The organism is uncultured Tateyamaria sp., assembly GCF_947497045.1.
Lineage (GTDB): Bacteria > Pseudomonadota > Alphaproteobacteria > Rhodobacterales > Rhodobacteraceae > Tateyamaria.
In genome coordinates this window covers 37,762-54,616 of record NZ_CANMEU010000001.1, presented here as the reverse complement: position 1 = coordinate 54,616, position 16,855 = coordinate 37,762, and the positions used below count along the sequence as shown (strand labels likewise).

General features: G+C 60.2%; 20 protein-coding genes. 18 read left to right on the top strand and 2 right to left on the bottom strand.

Going from position 1 to position 16,855, the window contains the following annotated elements; translation table 11 throughout:
* Positions 1-29: 29 nt before the first annotated feature.
* Together rpsE and rpmD are read left to right on the top strand one after the other, a co-directional pair.
* Positions 30-608 carry a 30S ribosomal protein S5 gene (gene rpsE, locus Q0859_RS00290; protein ID WP_299146833.1) on the top strand — a complete coding sequence of 193 codons (579 nt, stop codon included), beginning with the start codon at positions 30-32 and terminating at the stop codon, positions 606-608.
* A 5-nt stretch (positions 609-613) separates the two neighbouring features.
* Entirely contained in the window at positions 614-802 is a 189-nt protein-coding gene (gene rpmD, locus Q0859_RS00285) for a 50S ribosomal protein L30 (RefSeq protein ID WP_299146832.1), read from the top strand.
* Positions 803-862: 60 nt separating this feature from the next.
* Here rpmD and Q0859_RS00280 read toward each other — a convergent pair whose 3' ends face one another.
* Entirely contained in the window at positions 863-1,510 is a 648-nt protein-coding gene (locus Q0859_RS00280) for a hypothetical protein (protein ID WP_299146831.1), read from the bottom strand.
* A 180-nt stretch (positions 1,511-1,690) separates the two neighbouring features.
* Between Q0859_RS00280 and Q0859_RS00275 the strand changes: the two genes are divergently transcribed.
* On the top strand, positions 1,691-2,341 hold the full coding sequence (locus Q0859_RS00275) for a 2-hydroxychromene-2-carboxylate isomerase (RefSeq protein WP_299146830.1): 651 nt from the start codon (positions 1,691-1,693) through the stop codon (positions 2,339-2,341).
* On the opposite strand, the gene Q0859_RS00270 is transcribed toward Q0859_RS00275, so the two are convergent.
* Positions 2,280-2,990 carry a hypothetical protein gene (locus Q0859_RS00270; protein WP_299146829.1) on the bottom strand — a complete coding sequence of 237 codons (711 nt, stop codon included), beginning with the start codon at positions 2,988-2,990 and terminating at the stop codon, positions 2,280-2,282. The genes Q0859_RS00275 and Q0859_RS00270 overlap by 62 nt on opposite strands.
* Positions 2,991-3,354: 364 nt before the next feature.
* On the opposite strand from Q0859_RS00270, the gene rplO reads away from it, so the two are divergent.
* From rplO to Q0859_RS00195, 15 genes are all read left to right on the top strand, one after another.
* The gene (gene rplO, locus Q0859_RS00265; protein WP_299146828.1) at positions 3,355-3,825 is read left to right on the top strand and encodes a 50S ribosomal protein L15; all 471 of its coding nucleotides are present in this window, start codon (positions 3,355-3,357) and stop codon (positions 3,823-3,825) included.
* 115 nt (positions 3,826-3,940) lie between these two features.
* Positions 3,941-5,305 (top strand): preprotein translocase subunit SecY, encoded by a 1,365-nt coding sequence (gene secY / locus Q0859_RS00260; protein ID WP_299146827.1) that lies wholly within the window; start codon positions 3,941-3,943, stop codon positions 5,303-5,305.
* A gap of 23 nt (positions 5,306-5,328) precedes the next feature.
* Positions 5,329-5,976 carry an adenylate kinase gene (locus tag Q0859_RS00255; RefSeq protein ID WP_299146826.1) on the top strand — a complete coding sequence of 216 codons (648 nt, stop codon included), beginning with the start codon at positions 5,329-5,331 and terminating at the stop codon, positions 5,974-5,976.
* Between the two features lie 197 nt (positions 5,977-6,173).
* Complete coding sequence (rpsM, locus tag Q0859_RS00250; protein ID WP_299146825.1) at positions 6,174-6,542, top strand: 30S ribosomal protein S13; 369 nt, start codon at positions 6,174-6,176, stop codon at positions 6,540-6,542.
* Between the two features lie 12 nt (positions 6,543-6,554).
* The gene (gene rpsK / locus Q0859_RS00245) at positions 6,555-6,947 is read left to right on the top strand and encodes a 30S ribosomal protein S11 (protein ID WP_299146824.1); all 393 of its coding nucleotides are present in this window, start codon (positions 6,555-6,557) and stop codon (positions 6,945-6,947) included.
* A 117-nt stretch (positions 6,948-7,064) separates the two neighbouring features.
* Positions 7,065-8,081, top strand: a complete 1,017-nt coding sequence (locus Q0859_RS00240; protein WP_299146823.1) for a DNA-directed RNA polymerase subunit alpha — start codon at positions 7,065-7,067, stop codon at positions 8,079-8,081.
* Between the two features lie 155 nt (positions 8,082-8,236).
* Entirely contained in the window at positions 8,237-8,656 is a 420-nt protein-coding gene (gene rplQ / locus Q0859_RS00235) for a 50S ribosomal protein L17 (RefSeq protein ID WP_299146821.1), read from the top strand.
* A gap of 110 nt (positions 8,657-8,766) precedes the next feature.
* A complete protein-coding gene (locus Q0859_RS00230) occupies positions 8,767-10,131 on the top strand; it encodes a trypsin-like peptidase domain-containing protein (protein ID WP_299146820.1) in 1,365 nt (454 codons plus the stop codon).
* Positions 10,132-11,436: a replication-associated recombination protein A gene (locus Q0859_RS00225; RefSeq protein WP_299146818.1), complete on the top strand. Its 1,305-nt coding sequence runs from the start codon at positions 10,132-10,134 to the stop codon at positions 11,434-11,436. It abuts the gene before it with no gap.
* A 31-nt stretch (positions 11,437-11,467) separates the two neighbouring features.
* Positions 11,468-11,848, top strand: coding sequence for a fluoride efflux transporter CrcB (gene crcB / locus Q0859_RS00220; RefSeq protein WP_299146817.1), 381 nt, complete (start codon positions 11,468-11,470; stop codon positions 11,846-11,848).
* The gene (locus Q0859_RS00215) at positions 11,845-12,882 is read left to right on the top strand and encodes an RluA family pseudouridine synthase (RefSeq protein ID WP_299146816.1); all 1,038 of its coding nucleotides are present in this window, start codon (positions 11,845-11,847) and stop codon (positions 12,880-12,882) included. The genes crcB and Q0859_RS00215 overlap by 4 nt, the downstream gene beginning before the upstream one ends.
* Positions 12,882-13,541 carry an HAD-IA family hydrolase gene (locus tag Q0859_RS00210; RefSeq protein ID WP_299146814.1) on the top strand — a complete coding sequence of 220 codons (660 nt, stop codon included), beginning with the start codon at positions 12,882-12,884 and terminating at the stop codon, positions 13,539-13,541. The genes Q0859_RS00215 and Q0859_RS00210 overlap by 1 nt, the downstream gene beginning before the upstream one ends.
* A complete protein-coding gene (locus tag Q0859_RS00205; protein WP_299146813.1) occupies positions 13,538-14,251 on the top strand; it encodes an ATP12 family protein in 714 nt (237 codons plus the stop codon). The genes Q0859_RS00210 and Q0859_RS00205 overlap by 4 nt, the downstream gene beginning before the upstream one ends.
* A gap of 207 nt (positions 14,252-14,458) precedes the next feature.
* Positions 14,459-15,478: an amino acid ABC transporter substrate-binding protein gene (locus Q0859_RS00200; protein WP_299146812.1), complete on the top strand. Its 1,020-nt coding sequence runs from the start codon at positions 14,459-14,461 to the stop codon at positions 15,476-15,478.
* A 165-nt stretch (positions 15,479-15,643) separates the two neighbouring features.
* Positions 15,644-16,855, top strand: coding sequence for an ABC transporter permease subunit (locus Q0859_RS00195; protein ID WP_299146810.1), 1,212 nt, complete (start codon positions 15,644-15,646; stop codon positions 16,853-16,855).

Sequence of the window (16,855 nt, the reverse complement as noted above, 5' to 3'; positions counted from 1 at the left end):
GCTGCGCCACCTGACACAAGGATGTTCTCATGGCAGAACGTGACAACAATCGCCGGGGCAACCGTCGCGACCGCGACGAAACCCCAGAATTCGCCGACCGCTTGGTCGCGATCAACCGCGTCTCCAAGACCGTCAAGGGTGGTAAGCGTTTTGGCTTTGCCGCGCTCGTCGTTGTTGGCGACCAGAAGGGCCGCGTTGGTTTCGGCAAAGGTAAGGCGAAAGAGGTCCCCGAGGCCATTCGCAAGGCCACAGAGCAGGCCAAGCGCCAGATGATCCGCGTGCAACTGCGCGAAGGCCGCACCCTGCACCACGACATGGAAGGTCGCCACGGTGCCGGTAAGGTGGTGATGCGCACCGCCCCTGAGGGTACTGGTATCATCGCCGGTGGTCCGATGCGTGCCGTGTTCGAAATGCTCGGCGTCAAGGACGTTGTGTCCAAGTCTATCGGGTCGCAAAACCCCTACAACATGATCCGTGCCACTATGGACGGCCTGCGCAAAGAGCAGTCGCCCCGTGGTGTCGCACAGCGCCGTGGCAAGAAAGTTGCTGACATTCTGCCCAAGCGTGACGAAGCACCTGCCGCCGAAGCGGCCACCGAGGAGGCCTGAGATCCATGGCAAAAACCATCGTCGTCAAACAGATCGGCTCCCCCATCCGTCGCCCCGCAAAACAGCGCGCGACACTTGTGGGCCTGGGCCTGAACAAAATGCACAAAACCCGCGAGCTGGAAGACACACCTTCCGTGCGCGGCATGGTGCGTTCGATCTCGCATATGGTCGAGATCATCGAAGAAAAAGGCTGAGACTGGCCGGGGCGGAGGACACCTCCGCCTTACAGCATCATGCCAAAGACGCCGCGCAGCTCAATGCGCGGCGTTTTTCGTATAGCGCCGGATATAGAGCGGGGCAGGGGCACCGCGTGCCCGCCCGAGCAGGATCGCCGCCACAATCCCCCCGTTCAACACGAACAGATAAAGCGGATAGGCCAGAAGCACCCAGTGCACGTGCCCGACCGCGACCATGGCGAGCCCCGCCGCCACGCACGATGTGGCCCATGTGCTCAGCGTTTCGCTTTGGGGCGCGCGGTAGGCCTTCAGGATCGTCATCGACCCACCCATCAGCGAAATCGTGATCGTGATCGCCAGTGCATAGACGGCCGTGTCCGTCAGGACCCAAATCACGAGTCCCGCCGCCGCCACCCACAGTGCGCCCGCATCCGCCTTTGTCACGAAACTGCCCGTACCGTATCGGACCGAGAGTAAAAAGATGGTGATTGTCCCACTGACCTGAATGGCCGCAAACCACAATGATGCTTGTGCGCCCTCATAGGCTTGCGAGGCGAGGGCAATAGTGCCCAGCACAGACCAGATCAGCCACGACGTGCGTTGGGGTTGGGTCCGCCCTGCGAGCGTGTGGCGTATGTAAGGCAGGTAGGCAAAGATGCTCAGCAGGGCCGAGGCGATACCGATCAGACGCAGGAAGGGCGCGTCTTGAAACAGGGCTTCAAGCAAAGTCAGTCTCCGGGCAGTGCGATCCGCATGCGCGCGGATGGGAAAAAGGGGGGCCGAAGAATATCGCTCGGCTTTGGCTCTATGGGTTTGAAGCTACGGCGACGCACCGAACTGCGCGAGTCTGGTTTTCCTTACCGTGGGAGGGTTTCGGTTTCAGGGTTCAACCTCTAGTCTCGGGCCATGTCCGAATTGATTTACTACTACTCCGCCCATTCCGCCTTTGCCTATCTCGGCTCGGCGCGGGTCATGCAGATATGCGCCGCCCATGGTCTGACCCTCGTGCATCGCCCCATTCCGCTGTCGCCTGTGGTTGAGGCGCAGGGCAGTCAGCCATTCGGGGACCGCACGCAGGCCCATGTCGATTACTTCTTTGGTCGAGAGATCGAGCGATGGGCCGAGTTGCGCGACGTCCCGGTTTTGCCCGCGCGCCCGACCTATCACGATGCGGATAATACGCTGGCCAGTGCCATGATCCTGGCACTCGGGGATCGGGGAGATGCAGTGGACGCCATGGCCCATGCGATGTTGCGCGCCCATTGGCTGGATGATGCGGATTTGTCGGATGAAGCGACGCTGTGTGCAATTGCAACTGCGTTGGGGCACGATGCGGCTGCTTTGATCACCACAGCGCGTCAGCCCGATATCGCGATGCAATATGAGCAAAACGCAAACGATGCGCGCGCGAATGGCGTCATGGGATCACCGACATACGTGCTGAAAGGCGAGATGTTTTACGGGCAGGACAGGCTTGAGATGCTCGAACGCGCGATCACGCGCCCCTTTGCGCCGACCCGCTGGTCGAACCCGCCGGTGCACGGTCCAATGACCTGATCGACATCGTCAGAGTGCGGCGCATGTTGCTGTTTATGGTCTCCACTCGTGGCGCGCGCCTGCGGCCCAAGACCATCGCCAGCATGATCGCCCCTGACAGGGCCATGACGTAAAGCGGATAGGCCAGCAGTAACCAATCGAGTTGCCCGACCGACACGGCCGCCAATGCGGATGCCACAAAAAACGCGGCCCATGTCGCCATGGTTTCGGAGTCCGGATCGGCATAGGCTTTTTTCATCGTCATCGCCCCGCCCATGGCCGACATGCTGATGGTCACCATCATCGCATAGGCCGCAGTCTCCATTTCGGCCCACAGCCATATGCCGATTGCAGTGGCCGTAAGCACCTGACTGTCCTCGGTGTCAAAGCTGCGCCGCTCGCCCCGCCAAAAGGTTAATCCGCAAATGAGGACCGTGCCGGCGGTCTGCATCGCGGCAAACCCCAACGAGGATTGCGCCCCCTCATAGGTCTGGGACAGCAGCGAGACCGAACTGAGCAGCGCCCAGATCAGCCAGGACGACCGTTCAGGCCGTGTGCGCCCGGCAAGGATGTCGCGGATATAGGGCCAGAACGCATAGACACTCAGCACCGCCGCCGCGAGGCCAGCGCGCTGTAAAACAGCGGTGTTTGCGAGGGCGTCTTGGAACACGGCTGTGGTCTCCGGGGGCCTGTGGGTCTGCTTGATGCGCCGTTTGAGGGCGTCGTTGAAATTTGCTTACAACCGAAAGGGCGCTTGGGGAAGCATGCAAATGACTATTCGCGTAGAGGTCATTGGAAAATATAGGGGCTGGACCTATCGGCCAGGGCATATCTGGCCCACCGGCCATGCCCGATGGTGGCGCGGACATCCGTGCAGGCCATCTGGCCAAATCATGCACAAACGCGCCCTTGATCCAGTATCGCGCCGCGTCTATACGCCTGTCGGTGGGCGTAACGTCCGCAAGAATCAAAACCAAGAAACGCCGCGTTCACCCATTCCGCTTCGGGGGTGCTTCCGGCTTAGGAGAAGCGACATGAAACTGCACGAACTCAGCGACAATCCAGGCGCCACCAAACCCCGCAAACGCGTGGGCCGTGGTCCCGGCTCCGGCACCGGTAAAATGGGTGGCCGTGGTATCAAGGGTCAGAAATCCCGCTCGGGTGTGGCCATCAATGGCTATGAAGGCGGCCAGATGCCTTTGTACCAACGTCTGCCCAAGCGTGGCTTCAACAAGCCCAACCGAAAGGCATTCGCTGTGATCAACCTCGGCCTGATCCAGAAATTCATTGACGCAGGCAAGCTGGACGCGAAATCCGCCATCACCGAAGATGCGCTGATCGCGTCCGGTCTGGTACGCCGCAAATTGGACGGTATCCGCGTTTTGGCCAAGGGTGAGATCACCAGCAAAGTTAATTTGACCGTGACCGGTGCGTCCAAATCCGCGGTGGAAGCTGTGGAAAAAGCAGGCGGTACATTGGCCGTCGCTGCGGCAGCCGCTGAGTAAGCCGATAAACACGCCTTGTGAGCCGCGCAACTGCGGCTTACATAGGGCTTAGTTTTCCTCACGCCGCCCGCTGGAAAACCAGCAGGGCGGCGGTTTGCCAAAGGACACCACCCCAATGGTATCAGCCGTCGAGAATATGGCCGCCAACACGAGCTGGAGCGCTCTGGGCAAAGCCACGGACTTGCGCAACCGCATCCTATTCACCCTCGGTCTGCTGATCGTCTATCGTCTGGGCACTTTCATTCCTGTGCCCGGCATCGATGGCGCGGCCCTGCGCGAGTTCATGGAGCAGGCGGGTCAGGGCATCGGCGGCATGGTGTCGATGTTCACTGGCGGGGCCCTTGGTCGGATGGGCATCTTTGCCCTCGGGATCATGCCCTACATCTCGGCCTCGATCATCGTGCAGCTTCTGACCTCGATGGTCCCCAAGCTCGAACAGCTCAAGAAAGAAGGCGAGCAGGGGCGCAAGAAGATCAACCAATACACCCGTTACGGGACCGTCGCGCTGGCGACGTTACAGGCCTATGGGCTGGCCGTGTCGTTGGAATCCGGCGATCTGGTCACAGATCCGGGCATGTTCTTCCGGATGTCCTGCCTGATCACGCTGGTGGGCGGCACCATGTTCCTGATGTGGCTGGGCGAGCAGATCACCGCGCGCGGCATCGGCAACGGTATTTCGCTGATCATCTTCGTCGGCATCATCGCCGAAGTGCCTGCGGCCATCGCGCAATTCTTTGCCTCGGGTCGGTCCGGTGCGATCAGCCCTGCGGTCATCATCGGCGTGTTGGTCATGGTCATTGCCACCATCATGTTCGTGGTGTTCATGGAGCGTGCGCTGCGCAAGATCCACATCCAGTACCCCCGCCGCCAGGTGGGCATGAAGGTCTATGATGGCGGGTCCTCGCACCTGCCGGTCAAGGTGAACCCCGCAGGCGTGATCCCGGCGATCTTTGCTTCGTCGCTGCTGTTGTTGCCGGTTACGATCTCAACCTTCTCGGGCAACTCGACCAGCCCGATCATGTCGTGGCTGCTGGCGAATTTCGGCCCCGGTCAGCCGCTCTACCTGCTGTTCTTTGTCGCGATGATCGTGTTCTTTGCCTATTTCTACACGTTCAACGTCAGCTTCAAACCCGACGACGTGGCCGACAACCTCAAGAACCAGAACGGCTTTGTGCCGGGCATCCGTCCCGGCAAGAAGACGGCGGAATATCTCGAATATGTGGTCAATCGGGTGCTGGTGCTCGGCTCGGCCTATCTGGCCGCCGTCTGTATCCTGCCTGAAATCCTGCGCGGTCAGTTCGCCATCCCGTTCTACTTTGGCGGCACATCCGTATTGATCGTGGTATCGGTCACAATGGACACGATCCAACAGGTTCAAAGCCACCTTCTGGCCCACCAATACGAAGGCCTGATCGAGAAATCGCAACTGCGCGGCAAAGGCTCAAAAGGGCGCCGTAAACGGAGCCCGGTGCGCCGCTAAGCGATCCGGTCTGGGGGAAGACAATGAACTTAATCCTGTTGGGCCCACCCGGTGCGGGCAAAGGCACGCAAGCGCGATTTCTTGTTGAAGAACGTGGCATGGTGCAACTGTCGACCGGTGACATGCTGCGCGCAGCCAAGGACTCGGGCACCGAGATGGGCCAGATCGTTGCGGATGTCATGGCACGCGGTGCTTTGGTCACGGATGAGATCGTGATCGGTTTGATCCGCGAACAGCTTGAGACGGTCAAAGCGTCCGGCTTTATCTTTGATGGGTTCCCCCGCACGCTGGCCCAGGCCGACGCGCTGAGCGATCTGCTGGCCGAAAAGGGCCAGACCCTGGATGCAGTGATCGCGATGGAAGTGGACGATGAGGCCCTGGTGGCCCGCATCACGGCGCGTGCGACCTGTGCGGGCTGTGGAGAGGTTTACAACGACAATACCAAACCGATCCCCGCAGACGGCAAATGTACAAAATGCGGTGCCGGAAACAAGTTTACCCGGCGTGCTGATGACAACGAAGAGGCGCTGCGGACCCGCCTGATGGAATATTATAAAAAGACCTCGCCGTTGATCGGGTATTACTACGCCAAAGGCCAGCTTTCCACGATCGATGGTCTTGGAGATATGAACGAGGTGAAGGCGGCAATCGCAGCCGTGCTCGCCGATTGACTTTGCGGCATACGGCAGAGGGGTTGACGCTCCTTTGTTCAAAGCCTAAGTCAGCCCATCTCTAACGAGAATCAAAGGTCGGAACGCGTCCGGCCAGATCACCTGATCAGCGGCAAGCCCGGGGGCAAAATCCTTGGGCTTTATGTTGTGAAAAAAGGGCCCGGAACTACGGGCTCGCAACGAAAAGGAAGCCTCACGTGGCACGTATTGCAGGGGTCAACATCCCCACCGCTAAACGCGTTCCGATTGCACTGACCTATATCACAGGCATCGGCAACGCATCCGCCCAGAAAATCTGCGAAGCTGTTGGCATCGACGCCAGCCGTCGTGTGAACGAACTCAGCGATGCTGAAATCCTCAAAGTGCGCGAGCATATCGACGAGAACTTCACCGTTGAAGGTGACCTGCGTCGTGAAACCCAGATGAACATCAAACGTCTGATGGACCTTGGGTGCTACCGCGGCCTGCGTCACCGTCGTAACCTGCCCGTGCGTGGTCAGCGTACCCACACAAATGCTCGCACCCGCAAAGGCCCCGCAAAGGCCATTGCCGGCAAGAAGAAATAAGGAGACGCATCAATGGCACGTGATACACGCCGTGTGACCAAGAAAAAGGTCTCCAAGAACATCGCCGCAGGTGTGGCGCATGTGAACTCGTCGTTCAACAACACCAAGATCCTGATTTCGGACGTGCAGGGCAACGCCATCGCATGGTCGTCTGCCGGCACCATGGGCTTCAAGGGCTCGCGGAAATCCACACCTTATGCGGCCCAGATGGCTGCCGAGGATGCGGGCAAGAAGGCCCAGGATCATGGCGTCAAGACGCTCGAAGTCGAAGTGCAGGGCCCCGGTTCGGGTCGTGAGTCGGCCTTGCGCGCATTGGCCGCTGTCGGGTTCAACATCACATCTATCCGCGACGTGACACCGATGGCCCACAATGGCTGCCGTCCGCCCAAGCGCCGACGCGTCTAAGCGATATTTGATTTCGACCGGGGCCGCGTGTTTTGCGTGTGGCCCCAACACGCTTTTTTGAAACCTCGGGAGCCTGCTCCTTTTGGACATAAGGAACAGGCAGGAATGGAGGGACGTATGATCCACAAAAATTGGGCCGAACTGATCAAGCCACAGCAGCTTGAAGTGAAGCCGGGCAACGAGCCTGCGCGTCAGGCCACCGTCATTGCCGAACCACTTGAGCGTGGTTTTGGCCTGACGATGGGCAACGCGCTGCGCCGCGTGCTGATGAGCAGCCTGCAAGGGGCGGCGATCTCGTCCGTGCAGATCGACAACGTGCTGCACGAGTTTTCGTCCGTCGCCGGTGTGCGTGAAGACGTCACTGACATCATCCTGAACCTCAAGCAGGTCAGCCTGCGCATGGAAGTCGAAGGGCCCAAGCGCCTGTCGATCTCCGCCAAAGGCCCTGGTGTCGTGACTGCGGGTGACATTTCGGAATCCGCGGGCATCGAAATCCTGAACCGCGATCTGGTGATCTGTCACCTTGACGATGGGGCCGACGTGTTCATGGAACTGACCGTGAATACCGGCAAGGGCTATGTTTCGGCTGACAAGAACAAGCCAGAGGACGCACCCATCGGTCTGATCCCGATCGATGCAATCTACTCGCCCGTCAAAAAGGTCAGCTATGACGTTCAGCCCACCCGCGAGGGCCAGGTGCTGGACTATGACAAGCTGACCATGAAGGTCGAAACCGATGGGTCCATCACGCCGGATGATGCCGTGGCTTTTGCTGCGCGCATCCTGCAGGACCAGTTGGGTATCTTCGTCAACTTTGACGAGCCTGAATCGGCGTCCCGTCAGGACGATGATGATGGTCTCGAGTTCAATCCGCTGCTTCTCAAGAAAGTGGACGAGTTGGAATTGTCGGTCCGGTCGGCCAACTGCCTCAAGAACGACAACATTGTTTACATCGGCGATCTGATCCAGAAAACCGAAGCCGAAATGCTGCGCACGCCGAACTTTGGCCGCAAGTCCTTGAACGAGATCAAGGAAGTGCTGTCTGGCATGGGTCTGCACCTCGGCATGGACGTCGAGGACTGGCCGCCGGACAACATCGAAGATCTGGCGAAAAAGTTCGAAGACAACTTTTAAGAATACGTGGGGCGGGGGACACCCCCGCCTTACGACCCCGTAAGGCGCACGTATCGTGCGCCCGGGCATCAGCCCCAAGGAGAGCCTGAGACACGCATCGAAGGCCGGACAAAGCAAAACCGCCCGTAGAGGGCACCAGAGATAGGAATAGAAAAATGCGTCACGCACGTGGTTACCGCCGCCTGAACCGGACACATGAACACCGCAAGGCGTTGTTCTCGAACATGGCCGGTTCGCTCATCGAACATGAGCAGATCAAAACAACCCTGCCCAAAGCCAAGGAATTGCGCCCGATCATCGAAAAGCTGATCACGCTGGCCAAGCGCGGCGATCTGCATGCGCGCCGTCAGGCCGCATCGAAGCTGAAAGAAGATCAGTACGTCTCCAAACTGTTCGACGTGCTTGGGCCCCGTTACGCCGAACGTCAGGGTGGATATGTGCGCGTCCTCAAGGCGGGTTTCCGTTATGGTGACATGGCACCTATGGCAATCATCGAATTTGTGGACCGTGACCGCGACGCCAAGGGTGCCGCCGACAAGGCCCGCGTCGCTGCCGAGGACGCAGCCGAAGAATAAGGCGGGTTCAGGATTTGGCCTGCAAGGGACCCTCGCCTTGGCGGGGGTTTTTTCGTTTCAACGTGGGCGTTGCTTGCAAAGCTGGCACCAGATTGAGTATTTTTGGATCGATGAAACATCTGCTTACACTTCTGTTCTGCCTCTTGCCGTTTGGGGTGCTTGCTGAAACCCGCGTGCCGGGGTCGGCGGCTGAAATCACCCTGAGCTTCGCGCCCTTGGTGCGTGAAACGGCCCCTGCGGTCGTCAACATCTACGTCAAGTTCGAGACCCAGGCCCGGCGTTCGCCGTTCATGGATGATCCGTTTTTTGAGCGGCTGTTCGAAGGGTTTGGTCAAACCCAACCGCGTGTTCAAAACTCGCTTGGGTCAGGTGTGATCTTGTCTGCGGATGGGATTGTGGTGTCCAACTATCACGTGGTCGGGCAAGCGACGGATATCCGTGTTGTCCTCAATGACGGGCGCGAATACGAGGCACGTGTGCTGTTGGGGGACCGCGACAGCGATCTGGCAATCCTCAGGATCGAAGGGGGTGAGGGTCTGCCGTTTTTGTCCCTGCGCGAGAGTGAGACAGTCGAGGTGGGTGAGTTGACGCTTGCCATCGGCAACCCCTTTGGTGTTGGTCAGACCGTGTCATCTGGTATCGTGTCGGGCCTTGCGCGGTCGGGCGGCCTCGGGGCGGGGTATTTTATCCAGACCGACGCCCCGATCAATCCGGGCAATTCGGGTGGGGCGTTGATTGACATGGGCGGGCGGCTTTTGGGCGTGAACACCCGCATCCTCAGCCGTTCGGGCGGATCGAACGGGATCGGGTTTGCGATCCCTGCCGACCTTGTGGCAGCGTTTATGAAACAGGCCCGCGATGGCAATGACCGGTTTCTGCGCCCATGGGCGGGAGCCACAGGGCAGGCCGTTGATGCCGATCTGGCCGAGATGCTGGGCCGCGATCGCCCCGGCGGCATCATTCTGGCGGGCCTGCACCCGGCCAGTCCGCTTGCCAGTGCCGGGTTCGAGGTGGGTGATGTGGTACTGGCGGTTGACGGTGCGCCCGTCAACTCGCCCGGCGAGATGTTGTTCCGCATGAGTGTGGCCTCCAACAAGGACAGCGCCACCATGACCCGCCTGCGGGGCGGCGAGAGCACGGATGTGGCCGTGGCGCTGATCCAGCCCCCCGAGGATCCGCCACGCGATGAAATCACATTGGGCGAGGATGCAGCCTTGCCGGGTCTCAGCGTGGCGCGGATCAATCCAGCGGTGATCGCCGAGATGAACCTGCCCCTTGGCGCAGACGGCGTTGTGGTGACAGACGTGGGCGTGCTTGGCGGTCGGGTCGGTTTGCGGGTGGGCGACATTTTGCAACGCATTGATCGGCGTGACATCACCGACCCTGTGGATGCTGCTGCTGCGTTGGGCGTCGCCCGTCGCGGCACGACGGTGCGGGCGCTGCGGGGCACGTCGCGTGTCCAGTTGCGGTTCTGAGTGGGGGATCTATTCGCCACAGATCCCGCGCCTGATGGTGGGCACCGCCCCCTTGCGGATCGGCTGCGTCCGCAGGCATTGGCCGAGGTCATCGGCCAACCTCAGGTGCTGGGCTCGGACGCGCCGCTGACGGTGATGCTGGCGTCGGGTGCGCTGTCGTCGCTGATCTTTTGGGGGCCGCCGGGGGTGGGAAAGACGACCATTGCGCGCCTGCTGGCGCACGAGACCGACCTGCATTTCGTGCAGATCAGCGCGATTTTCACAGGCGTGCCTGACCTCAAGAAAGTGTTCGAAGCCGCCCGCATCCGCCGTCAGAACGGGCGCGGCACCTTGTTGTTCGTTGACGAAATCCACCGCTTCAACAAGGCGCAACAGGACGGGTTTCTGCCCCATATGGAGGACGGGACGATCCTGCTGGTCGGGGCCACGACCGAAAATCCCAGCTTTGAGTTGAATGCCGCTGTGCTCAGCCGTGCGCAGGTTCTGGTGCTGGAACGGCTCGGCACCGACGATCTCGAATTGCTGGCCCAACGGGCCGAGGTGGATCTGGGCAAGCCGCTGCCACTTGACCCGCAGGCGCGCACCAACCTGCTGGACATGGCCGATGGAGATGGGCGCGCATTGCTGAACCTGATCGAACAGATCGCGGCGTGGAACGTGGATGCCCCGCTTGATCCGACCACGCTTGCGACCCGCCTGATGCGCCGTGCCGCCCAATACGACAAGTCGGGGGATGCCCATTACAATCTGATCTCGGCGCTGCACAAATCGGTGCGTGGGTCGGACCCCGATGCGTCGCTTTACTGGTTTGCGCGGATGTTGGAGGGCGGCGAGGACCCGCGCTATCTGGCGCGTCGCATCACGCGCATGGCGGTCGAGGATATTGGCTTGGCCGACCCCCAAGCGCAGGCGATCTGCCTGCAAAGCTGGGAAACATACGAACGCCTTGGCAGCCCCGAGGGGGAATTGGCGCTGGCGCAGGCGCTTGTCTACCTCGCCCTCGCGCCCAAATCCAACGCGGTTTACAATGCCTATAAAGGTGCGCGCAGGGCGGCCAAACAGACCGGATCGCACCTGCCCCCCAAACATATCCTGAATGCGCCCACGTCATTGATGAAAGAGCAGGGATATGGCGAAAACTATGCCTATGACCATGATGCCGAGGATGGGTTTTCGGGCGCAAACTACTTTCCCGATGGTATGGACCGCCCCGACCTTTATCAACCGGTCGAGCGCGGCTTTGAGCGGGACCTGAAAAAGCGGCTCGAGTACTTTGCGCGGCTTCGGACAAAGCGGCAAACTTGACTCTTCGCGCCCAAGCGACGACAGACCGCACATGATTTCAACCCTCTCTCTTGTGGCCCTTGGCGGGGCGATTGGTGCATTGTTGCGGTGGCTGGCGGGCGCGGCGATGTTGCGCGCGCTTGGGCCGTCTGATTTTCCGTTGGCGATCATTACCGTCAACGTGATCGGTTCGTTCCTGATGGGGGTGTTTGTGGTTGCGGCTGCGCAACGTGGGCTGACACATCTCAGCCCCTTCGTGATGACGGGTCTGCTTGGTGGGTTCACCACATTTTCGGCCTTCAGCCTTGAGACGATGACCCTGATCGAACGGGGTCAGATAGGTCACGCGGCCCTTTACATTGCAATTTCTGTGGGCGCGTCGGTGGGCGCGTTGGCACTGGGCCTGATCCTGGCCCGAGGAGTATTCGCATGAGCGGCGTTCAAATCGTTACAGTTGAAGAAGGCGAGGGCGATCAACGCTTTGATCGCTGGATGAAACGCCGCTTTCCCCAGGTTAGCCAGGGCATGATCGAAAAGATGTGCCGCAAGGGCGAGGTCCGCGTCGAAGGCGGGCGCGTGAAATCGAACACCCGTGTTGAGGAAGGTCAGCAGGTGCGCGTTCCGCCGCTGCCCGATCGGCCCGCGCCTGTGGTGACGCGCACAACCGTGTCGGATGCGGATGCCAAGATGATCCAATCCTGTGTGATTTACCGCGACGACCACATCATCGCGATCAACAAGCCCGCTGGCCTGCCCACCCAAGGTGGATCGGGGCAGACTAGGCACGTGGACGGGTTGGCCGAGGCGTTGAAGTTCGGGCTGGAGGAAAAGCCGCGCCTTGTGCATCGGCTCGACAAGGATACGTCGGGGGTTCTGCTGCTGGCGCGCACGCGGGCCGCCGCCAAGGGGCTGACCGAGGCGATGCGTCACCGCGAAACCCGCAAGATCTACTGGGCTTTGGTCGCCGGTGTGCCGACCCCATATTTGGGCGAGATCAAGTATGGTCTGGTCAAGGCGTCGGGCCGGGGTGCGGGCGGTGAAGGCGAAAAGATGTACGCGGTACATCCCCGCGACGTTGAAACCACCAAGGGGGCCAAGCGCGCGCACACCCTTTACGCAACGCTTTATCGTGTGGCCAGTCGCGCCTCCTGGGTTGCGATGGAACCCGTAACGGGCCGCACCCACCAACTGCGCGCCCACATGGCCGAGATCGGGCATCCGATTATTGGTGACGGCAAATATGGCGGGTCAGGGCAGGAAAACCTAGGTGATGGTTGGGGCGCGCAACTGGGCGGGATCATCAGCAAGAAATTGCATCTGCACGCGCGCATGATGCGCTTTGAACAGCCCAGCACCCGCAAGGTGATTACGGTGACCGCCCCGCTGCCCGACCACATGGCACACAGTTGGGACACGTTCGGGTGGACCGATGACCTGGCCGCCGAAGACCCGTTCGAGGACATTTGATGCGGCTCGTCATTTTTGATGTGGATGGGACGTTGGTGGACAGTCAGGCCGATATCATCGCGTCGATGCACGCCGCGTTCGATGCGCAGGATCTGATGCGCCCGATGCGTGCTGATATTCTGGGGATTGTGGGCCTGTCTTTGGATGTCGCGATGCGCAGGCTCGCGCCTGAGGCTGACAATGACCGTTTGGTGCAGGCCTACAAGGACAGCTATGCAGACTTGCGGCGGGCCAATGGGGCTGCGTCCTCGCCGCTATATCCCGGTGCGCGCGCCGTGCTCGATACACTGACGACACGCGACGACATGCTGCTTGGGGTGGCGACGGGCAAATCCAAACGCGGGCTTGACGGCCTGATCGAGGCGCATGGGCTGCAAGGCGTATTTGCAACGCAGCAGGTTGCGGATTTTCATCCCTCAAAACCGCACCCCTCAATGATCCATGCCGCGCTGAGCGAGACGGGGACGGATGCGGAAAATGCGGTGATGATTGGCGACACCAGTTATGACCTGGACATGGCAGCCGCCGCAGGTGTGCGTGGGATTGGGGTGGCCTGGGGGTATCATCCTCCCACCCGACTTGGGGCCGCCCATACTATCATTGACCGGTTCGAGGACCTGCACCGCGTTCTCGACACTCTTTGGAGCGATATCCCATGAGCGAATGGAAACAGAAACGGTTCTGGGTGGATGCGGCGGCGGTAGAAACCGAGCAAGGCTGGACCGTTCATCTTGATGGGCGCGCGGTCAAGACGCCGGCCAAGGCGGGGCTGATCCTGCCGACGCAAAGCATGGCTGAGGCGGTCGCCGCCGAATGGGCCGCGCAAGACGAAGAGATCAATCCGCTGAACATGCCCTACACCCGCAGTGCAAACGCTGCCATCGACAAGGTGGCAATCCAGCATGGCGAAGTGGCGGACATGCTGGCGGCGTATGGCGATGCGGATTTGCTGTGCTACCGCGCTGATGCGCCCGCAGGCTTGGTCGCGCGGCAAGCCGAGACGTGGGACCCTTATCTTGATTGGGCAGCCGAGACATTCGGCGCGCGGCTGCGTCCGCGCACCGGGGTCATGCACGAATCACAAGACGCAGATGCGCTGAGGCGGCTCTCTGATCGGGTCCATGCGCTGTCGCATTTCCAGCTTGCGGGCTTTCACGATCTTGTCAGCCTGTCAGGATCCTTGGTGCTGGGGTTTGCCGCTGCCCAAGATCTGCACTTGATGCCTACGGTTTGGGCGGCCTCACGGGTGGACGAGATATGGCAGCAAGAGCACTGGGGCGAGGATGACGAGGCCCACGAGGTTGCTGAAATCAAGAAACAGTCGTTTTTACACGCAAAATCCTTCTTTGATCTCTCCCGAGAGATGTGAGCGCAATCATCGACGCGGTCCTTGAAACCTGCACAATTTCATATCGCTTTTGGTGACGCGACCCTTGACGTTTCGCGGTGAATCCGGCCAAAGTGCGGCCCACTGGCAGGGGATAAACCCCTCCGGATCTCCTTCGGCGTGGGTAAACACTCCCCTGCGCCGTTCGAACCGTCAAAATATGGCGGAAAAATCAGGAAGAGGTAACTAATGAAAAAATCCGTATTCTTTGGCGCGCTGACCGTCGCCGGCCTTGCAGCCGGTGTCGCGGCTGCTGGCACCCTTGATGATGTGAAAGCACGCGGCAAACTGAACTGCGGCGTGACCACCGGTCTGGTCGGCTTTGCCGCACCAGATGCCAACGGTGAATGGAATGGCTTTGACGTCGCCGTATGCCGTGCTGTTGCTGCGGCTGTTCTGGGTGACGCGTCTGCTGTCGAATTCGTGCCAACAACAGGCAAAACGCGTTTCACCGCGCTGGCCTCGGGCGAAATCGACATGCTGGCCCGCAACACCACATGGACATTCTCGCGCGATGTGGACCTCAAGTTCACGTTCGTAGGCGTGAACTACTATGATGGCCAAGGCTTCATGGTTCCAAAAGAGCTGGGCGTTTCGTCGGCCAAGGATCTGGACGGCGCAACCGTCTGCATCCAGACCGGCACAACAACCGAGTTGAACCTGGCGGATTTCTTCCGCTCCAACAACATCAACTACGAGCCGGTTCCAATTGAAACCAACGCCGAAGCGCAGCAGCAGTACCTTGCCGGTGCCTGTGACGTCTACACCACAGACGCCTCCGGTCTGGCCTCGACGCGTGCTACATTCGAAGCACCAGGCGATCACGTCCTGCTGCCCGAAATCATCTCCAAAGAGCCACTGGGCCCACTCGTTCGCCATGGCGACAACGAATGGGGTGATGTGGTCCGCTGGACGTTGAACGCACTGATCACAGCCGAAGAGCTGGGCGTGACATCGGCCAACATCGCCGACATGTCCTCCGCTGCCGGTGACAACCCGGAAATCAACCGTCTGCTGGGTACCGAAGGTACTCTGGGCGAAATGCTGGGTCTGTCCGCTGACTGGGCCAAGAACGCAATCGCGGTCTCGGGCAATTACGGTGAGATCTTTGAGAAGAACATCGGTGAATCCACCCCGATCGGTCTGGCCCGTGGCCTGAACGCTCAGTGGACCGATGGCGGCCTGCTCTACAGCCCGCCCTTCCGCTAAGAACCACAGACGAGGGGCGCAGGGTCAAACCTGCGCCCCTTGCGCATCAGGGCACAAGATCGCTGAAAACAGCGGCAGCCATGCCCGAAATGCAGCCAATAACTGAACACCGGCTCCGCACATATGTGCGACAAAAACCAAGGCCGGAACCACGGGGACCACCATATGACTACGATGACCGACCCCCCTCAGGGATCGTTCCGCCTGTCGATGTTGCTGAACGACACGCGTTACCGTTCGTACACTTTCCAATTTATCGCACTGGTCGTGCTTATCGGAGCCCTGGCGTTCCTGATGAGCAACCTGTTTGCGAACCTTGCCGCTGCTGGCCTGAACATCTCGTACGGGTTCCTGGGCGAGCCGGCGGGCTATGATGTTCAGCAGACACTGATTGAATACACCAGCCAATCCAGTCACATGCGCGCCGCATGGGTGGGGATTATCAACACGCTGTTGGTGGCCTTCCTTGCCTGTCTGACGGCCACTGTCCTTGGGGTCATCGCGGGCGTGTTGCGCCTGTCCAAGAACTGGCTCGTGTCCAAGCTGATGTCGGTCTATGTCGAGGCATTCCGCAACGTACCCGTCCTGATCTGGATCCTCGTGATCAACACCATCGTGATTTCGATGCCTGCGCCGCGCGCCTATCGTGGCGAGACGCCGGACGCCGAGATGTTTTTGGGGCTGATCGCCTATACCAATCGGGGCATCTACATTCCCGCACCGACATGGGGGCCGGGCTCCGGCATCGTGGCGCTGGTGTTTCTCGCCTCTGTCGCGGCGATCTTCTTTCTCCGCCGCTATGCGATAAAGCAGTTGTTCGACCACGGGCGGGACATCAAGACGTTTCTGCCGTCGCTCGCGATCTTTTTCATTCCGACGTTGCTGGCCTATTTCATCATGGGCCGTCCCATCGGGGTCGACGTACCTGCGTTGCAGGGCTTCAACTTTCAGGGCGGAACCCAGATCGGGCGACCGTTGATCGCATTGTGGCTGGCCCTGTCGGTCTATACCGGGGCCTTCATCGCTGAAAACGTGCGCGCGGGCATTCAGGCTGTCAGCAAGGGGCAGACCGAGGCGGCCTCGTCTCTTGGTCTGCGTCCCAACCGGGTGATGAACCTTGTGGTGCTGCCGCAGGCGTTGCGGGTGATCATCCCGCCGCTGATTTCGCAGTTCCTGAACATTACCAAGAACTCGTCGCTGGCCATCGCAGTCGGCTATGCCGATGTGACGGCCACACTGGGTGGGATCACCCTGAACCAGACCGGCCGGGCGATTGAATGTATCCTGCTGTTGATGCTCTTCTACCTCACGATCAGCTTGCTGATTTCGGCGGTGATGAACGTCTATAACCGATCCGTCAGCCTGAAGGAGCGTTGA

What these genes read in the sequence shown, in the direction of transcription:
- rpsE (WP_299146833.1), top strand. Translation starts at nt 30, where the DNA reads ATGGCAGAACGTGACAACAATCGCCGGGGCAACCGTCGCGACCGCGAC.
- rpmD (WP_299146832.1), top strand. Translation starts at nt 614, where the DNA reads ATGGCAAAAACCATCGTCGTCAAACAGATCGGCTCCCCCATCCGTCGC.
- Q0859_RS00275 (WP_299146830.1), top strand. Translation starts at nt 1,691, where the DNA reads ATGTCCGAATTGATTTACTACTACTCCGCCCATTCCGCCTTTGCCTAT.
- rplO (WP_299146828.1), top strand. Translation starts at nt 3,355, where the DNA reads ATGAAACTGCACGAACTCAGCGACAATCCAGGCGCCACCAAACCCCGC.
- secY (WP_299146827.1), top strand. Translation starts at nt 3,941, where the DNA reads ATGGTATCAGCCGTCGAGAATATGGCCGCCAACACGAGCTGGAGCGCT.
- Q0859_RS00255 (WP_299146826.1), top strand. Translation starts at nt 5,329, where the DNA reads ATGAACTTAATCCTGTTGGGCCCACCCGGTGCGGGCAAAGGCACGCAA.
- rpsK (WP_299146824.1), top strand. Translation starts at nt 6,555, where the DNA reads ATGGCACGTGATACACGCCGTGTGACCAAGAAAAAGGTCTCCAAGAAC.
- Q0859_RS00240 (WP_299146823.1), top strand. Translation starts at nt 7,065, where the DNA reads ATGATCCACAAAAATTGGGCCGAACTGATCAAGCCACAGCAGCTTGAA.
- rplQ (WP_299146821.1), top strand. Translation starts at nt 8,237, where the DNA reads ATGCGTCACGCACGTGGTTACCGCCGCCTGAACCGGACACATGAACAC.
- Q0859_RS00230 (WP_299146820.1), top strand. Translation starts at nt 8,767, where the DNA reads ATGAAACATCTGCTTACACTTCTGTTCTGCCTCTTGCCGTTTGGGGTG.
- crcB (WP_299146817.1), top strand. Translation starts at nt 11,468, where the DNA reads ATGATTTCAACCCTCTCTCTTGTGGCCCTTGGCGGGGCGATTGGTGCA.
- Q0859_RS00215 (WP_299146816.1), top strand. Translation starts at nt 11,845, where the DNA reads ATGAGCGGCGTTCAAATCGTTACAGTTGAAGAAGGCGAGGGCGATCAA.
- Q0859_RS00210 (WP_299146814.1), top strand. Translation starts at nt 12,882, where the DNA reads ATGCGGCTCGTCATTTTTGATGTGGATGGGACGTTGGTGGACAGTCAG.
- Q0859_RS00205 (WP_299146813.1), top strand. Translation starts at nt 13,538, where the DNA reads ATGAGCGAATGGAAACAGAAACGGTTCTGGGTGGATGCGGCGGCGGTA.
- Q0859_RS00200 (WP_299146812.1), top strand. Translation starts at nt 14,459, where the DNA reads ATGAAAAAATCCGTATTCTTTGGCGCGCTGACCGTCGCCGGCCTTGCA.
- Q0859_RS00195 (WP_299146810.1), top strand. Translation starts at nt 15,644, where the DNA reads ATGACTACGATGACCGACCCCCCTCAGGGATCGTTCCGCCTGTCGATG.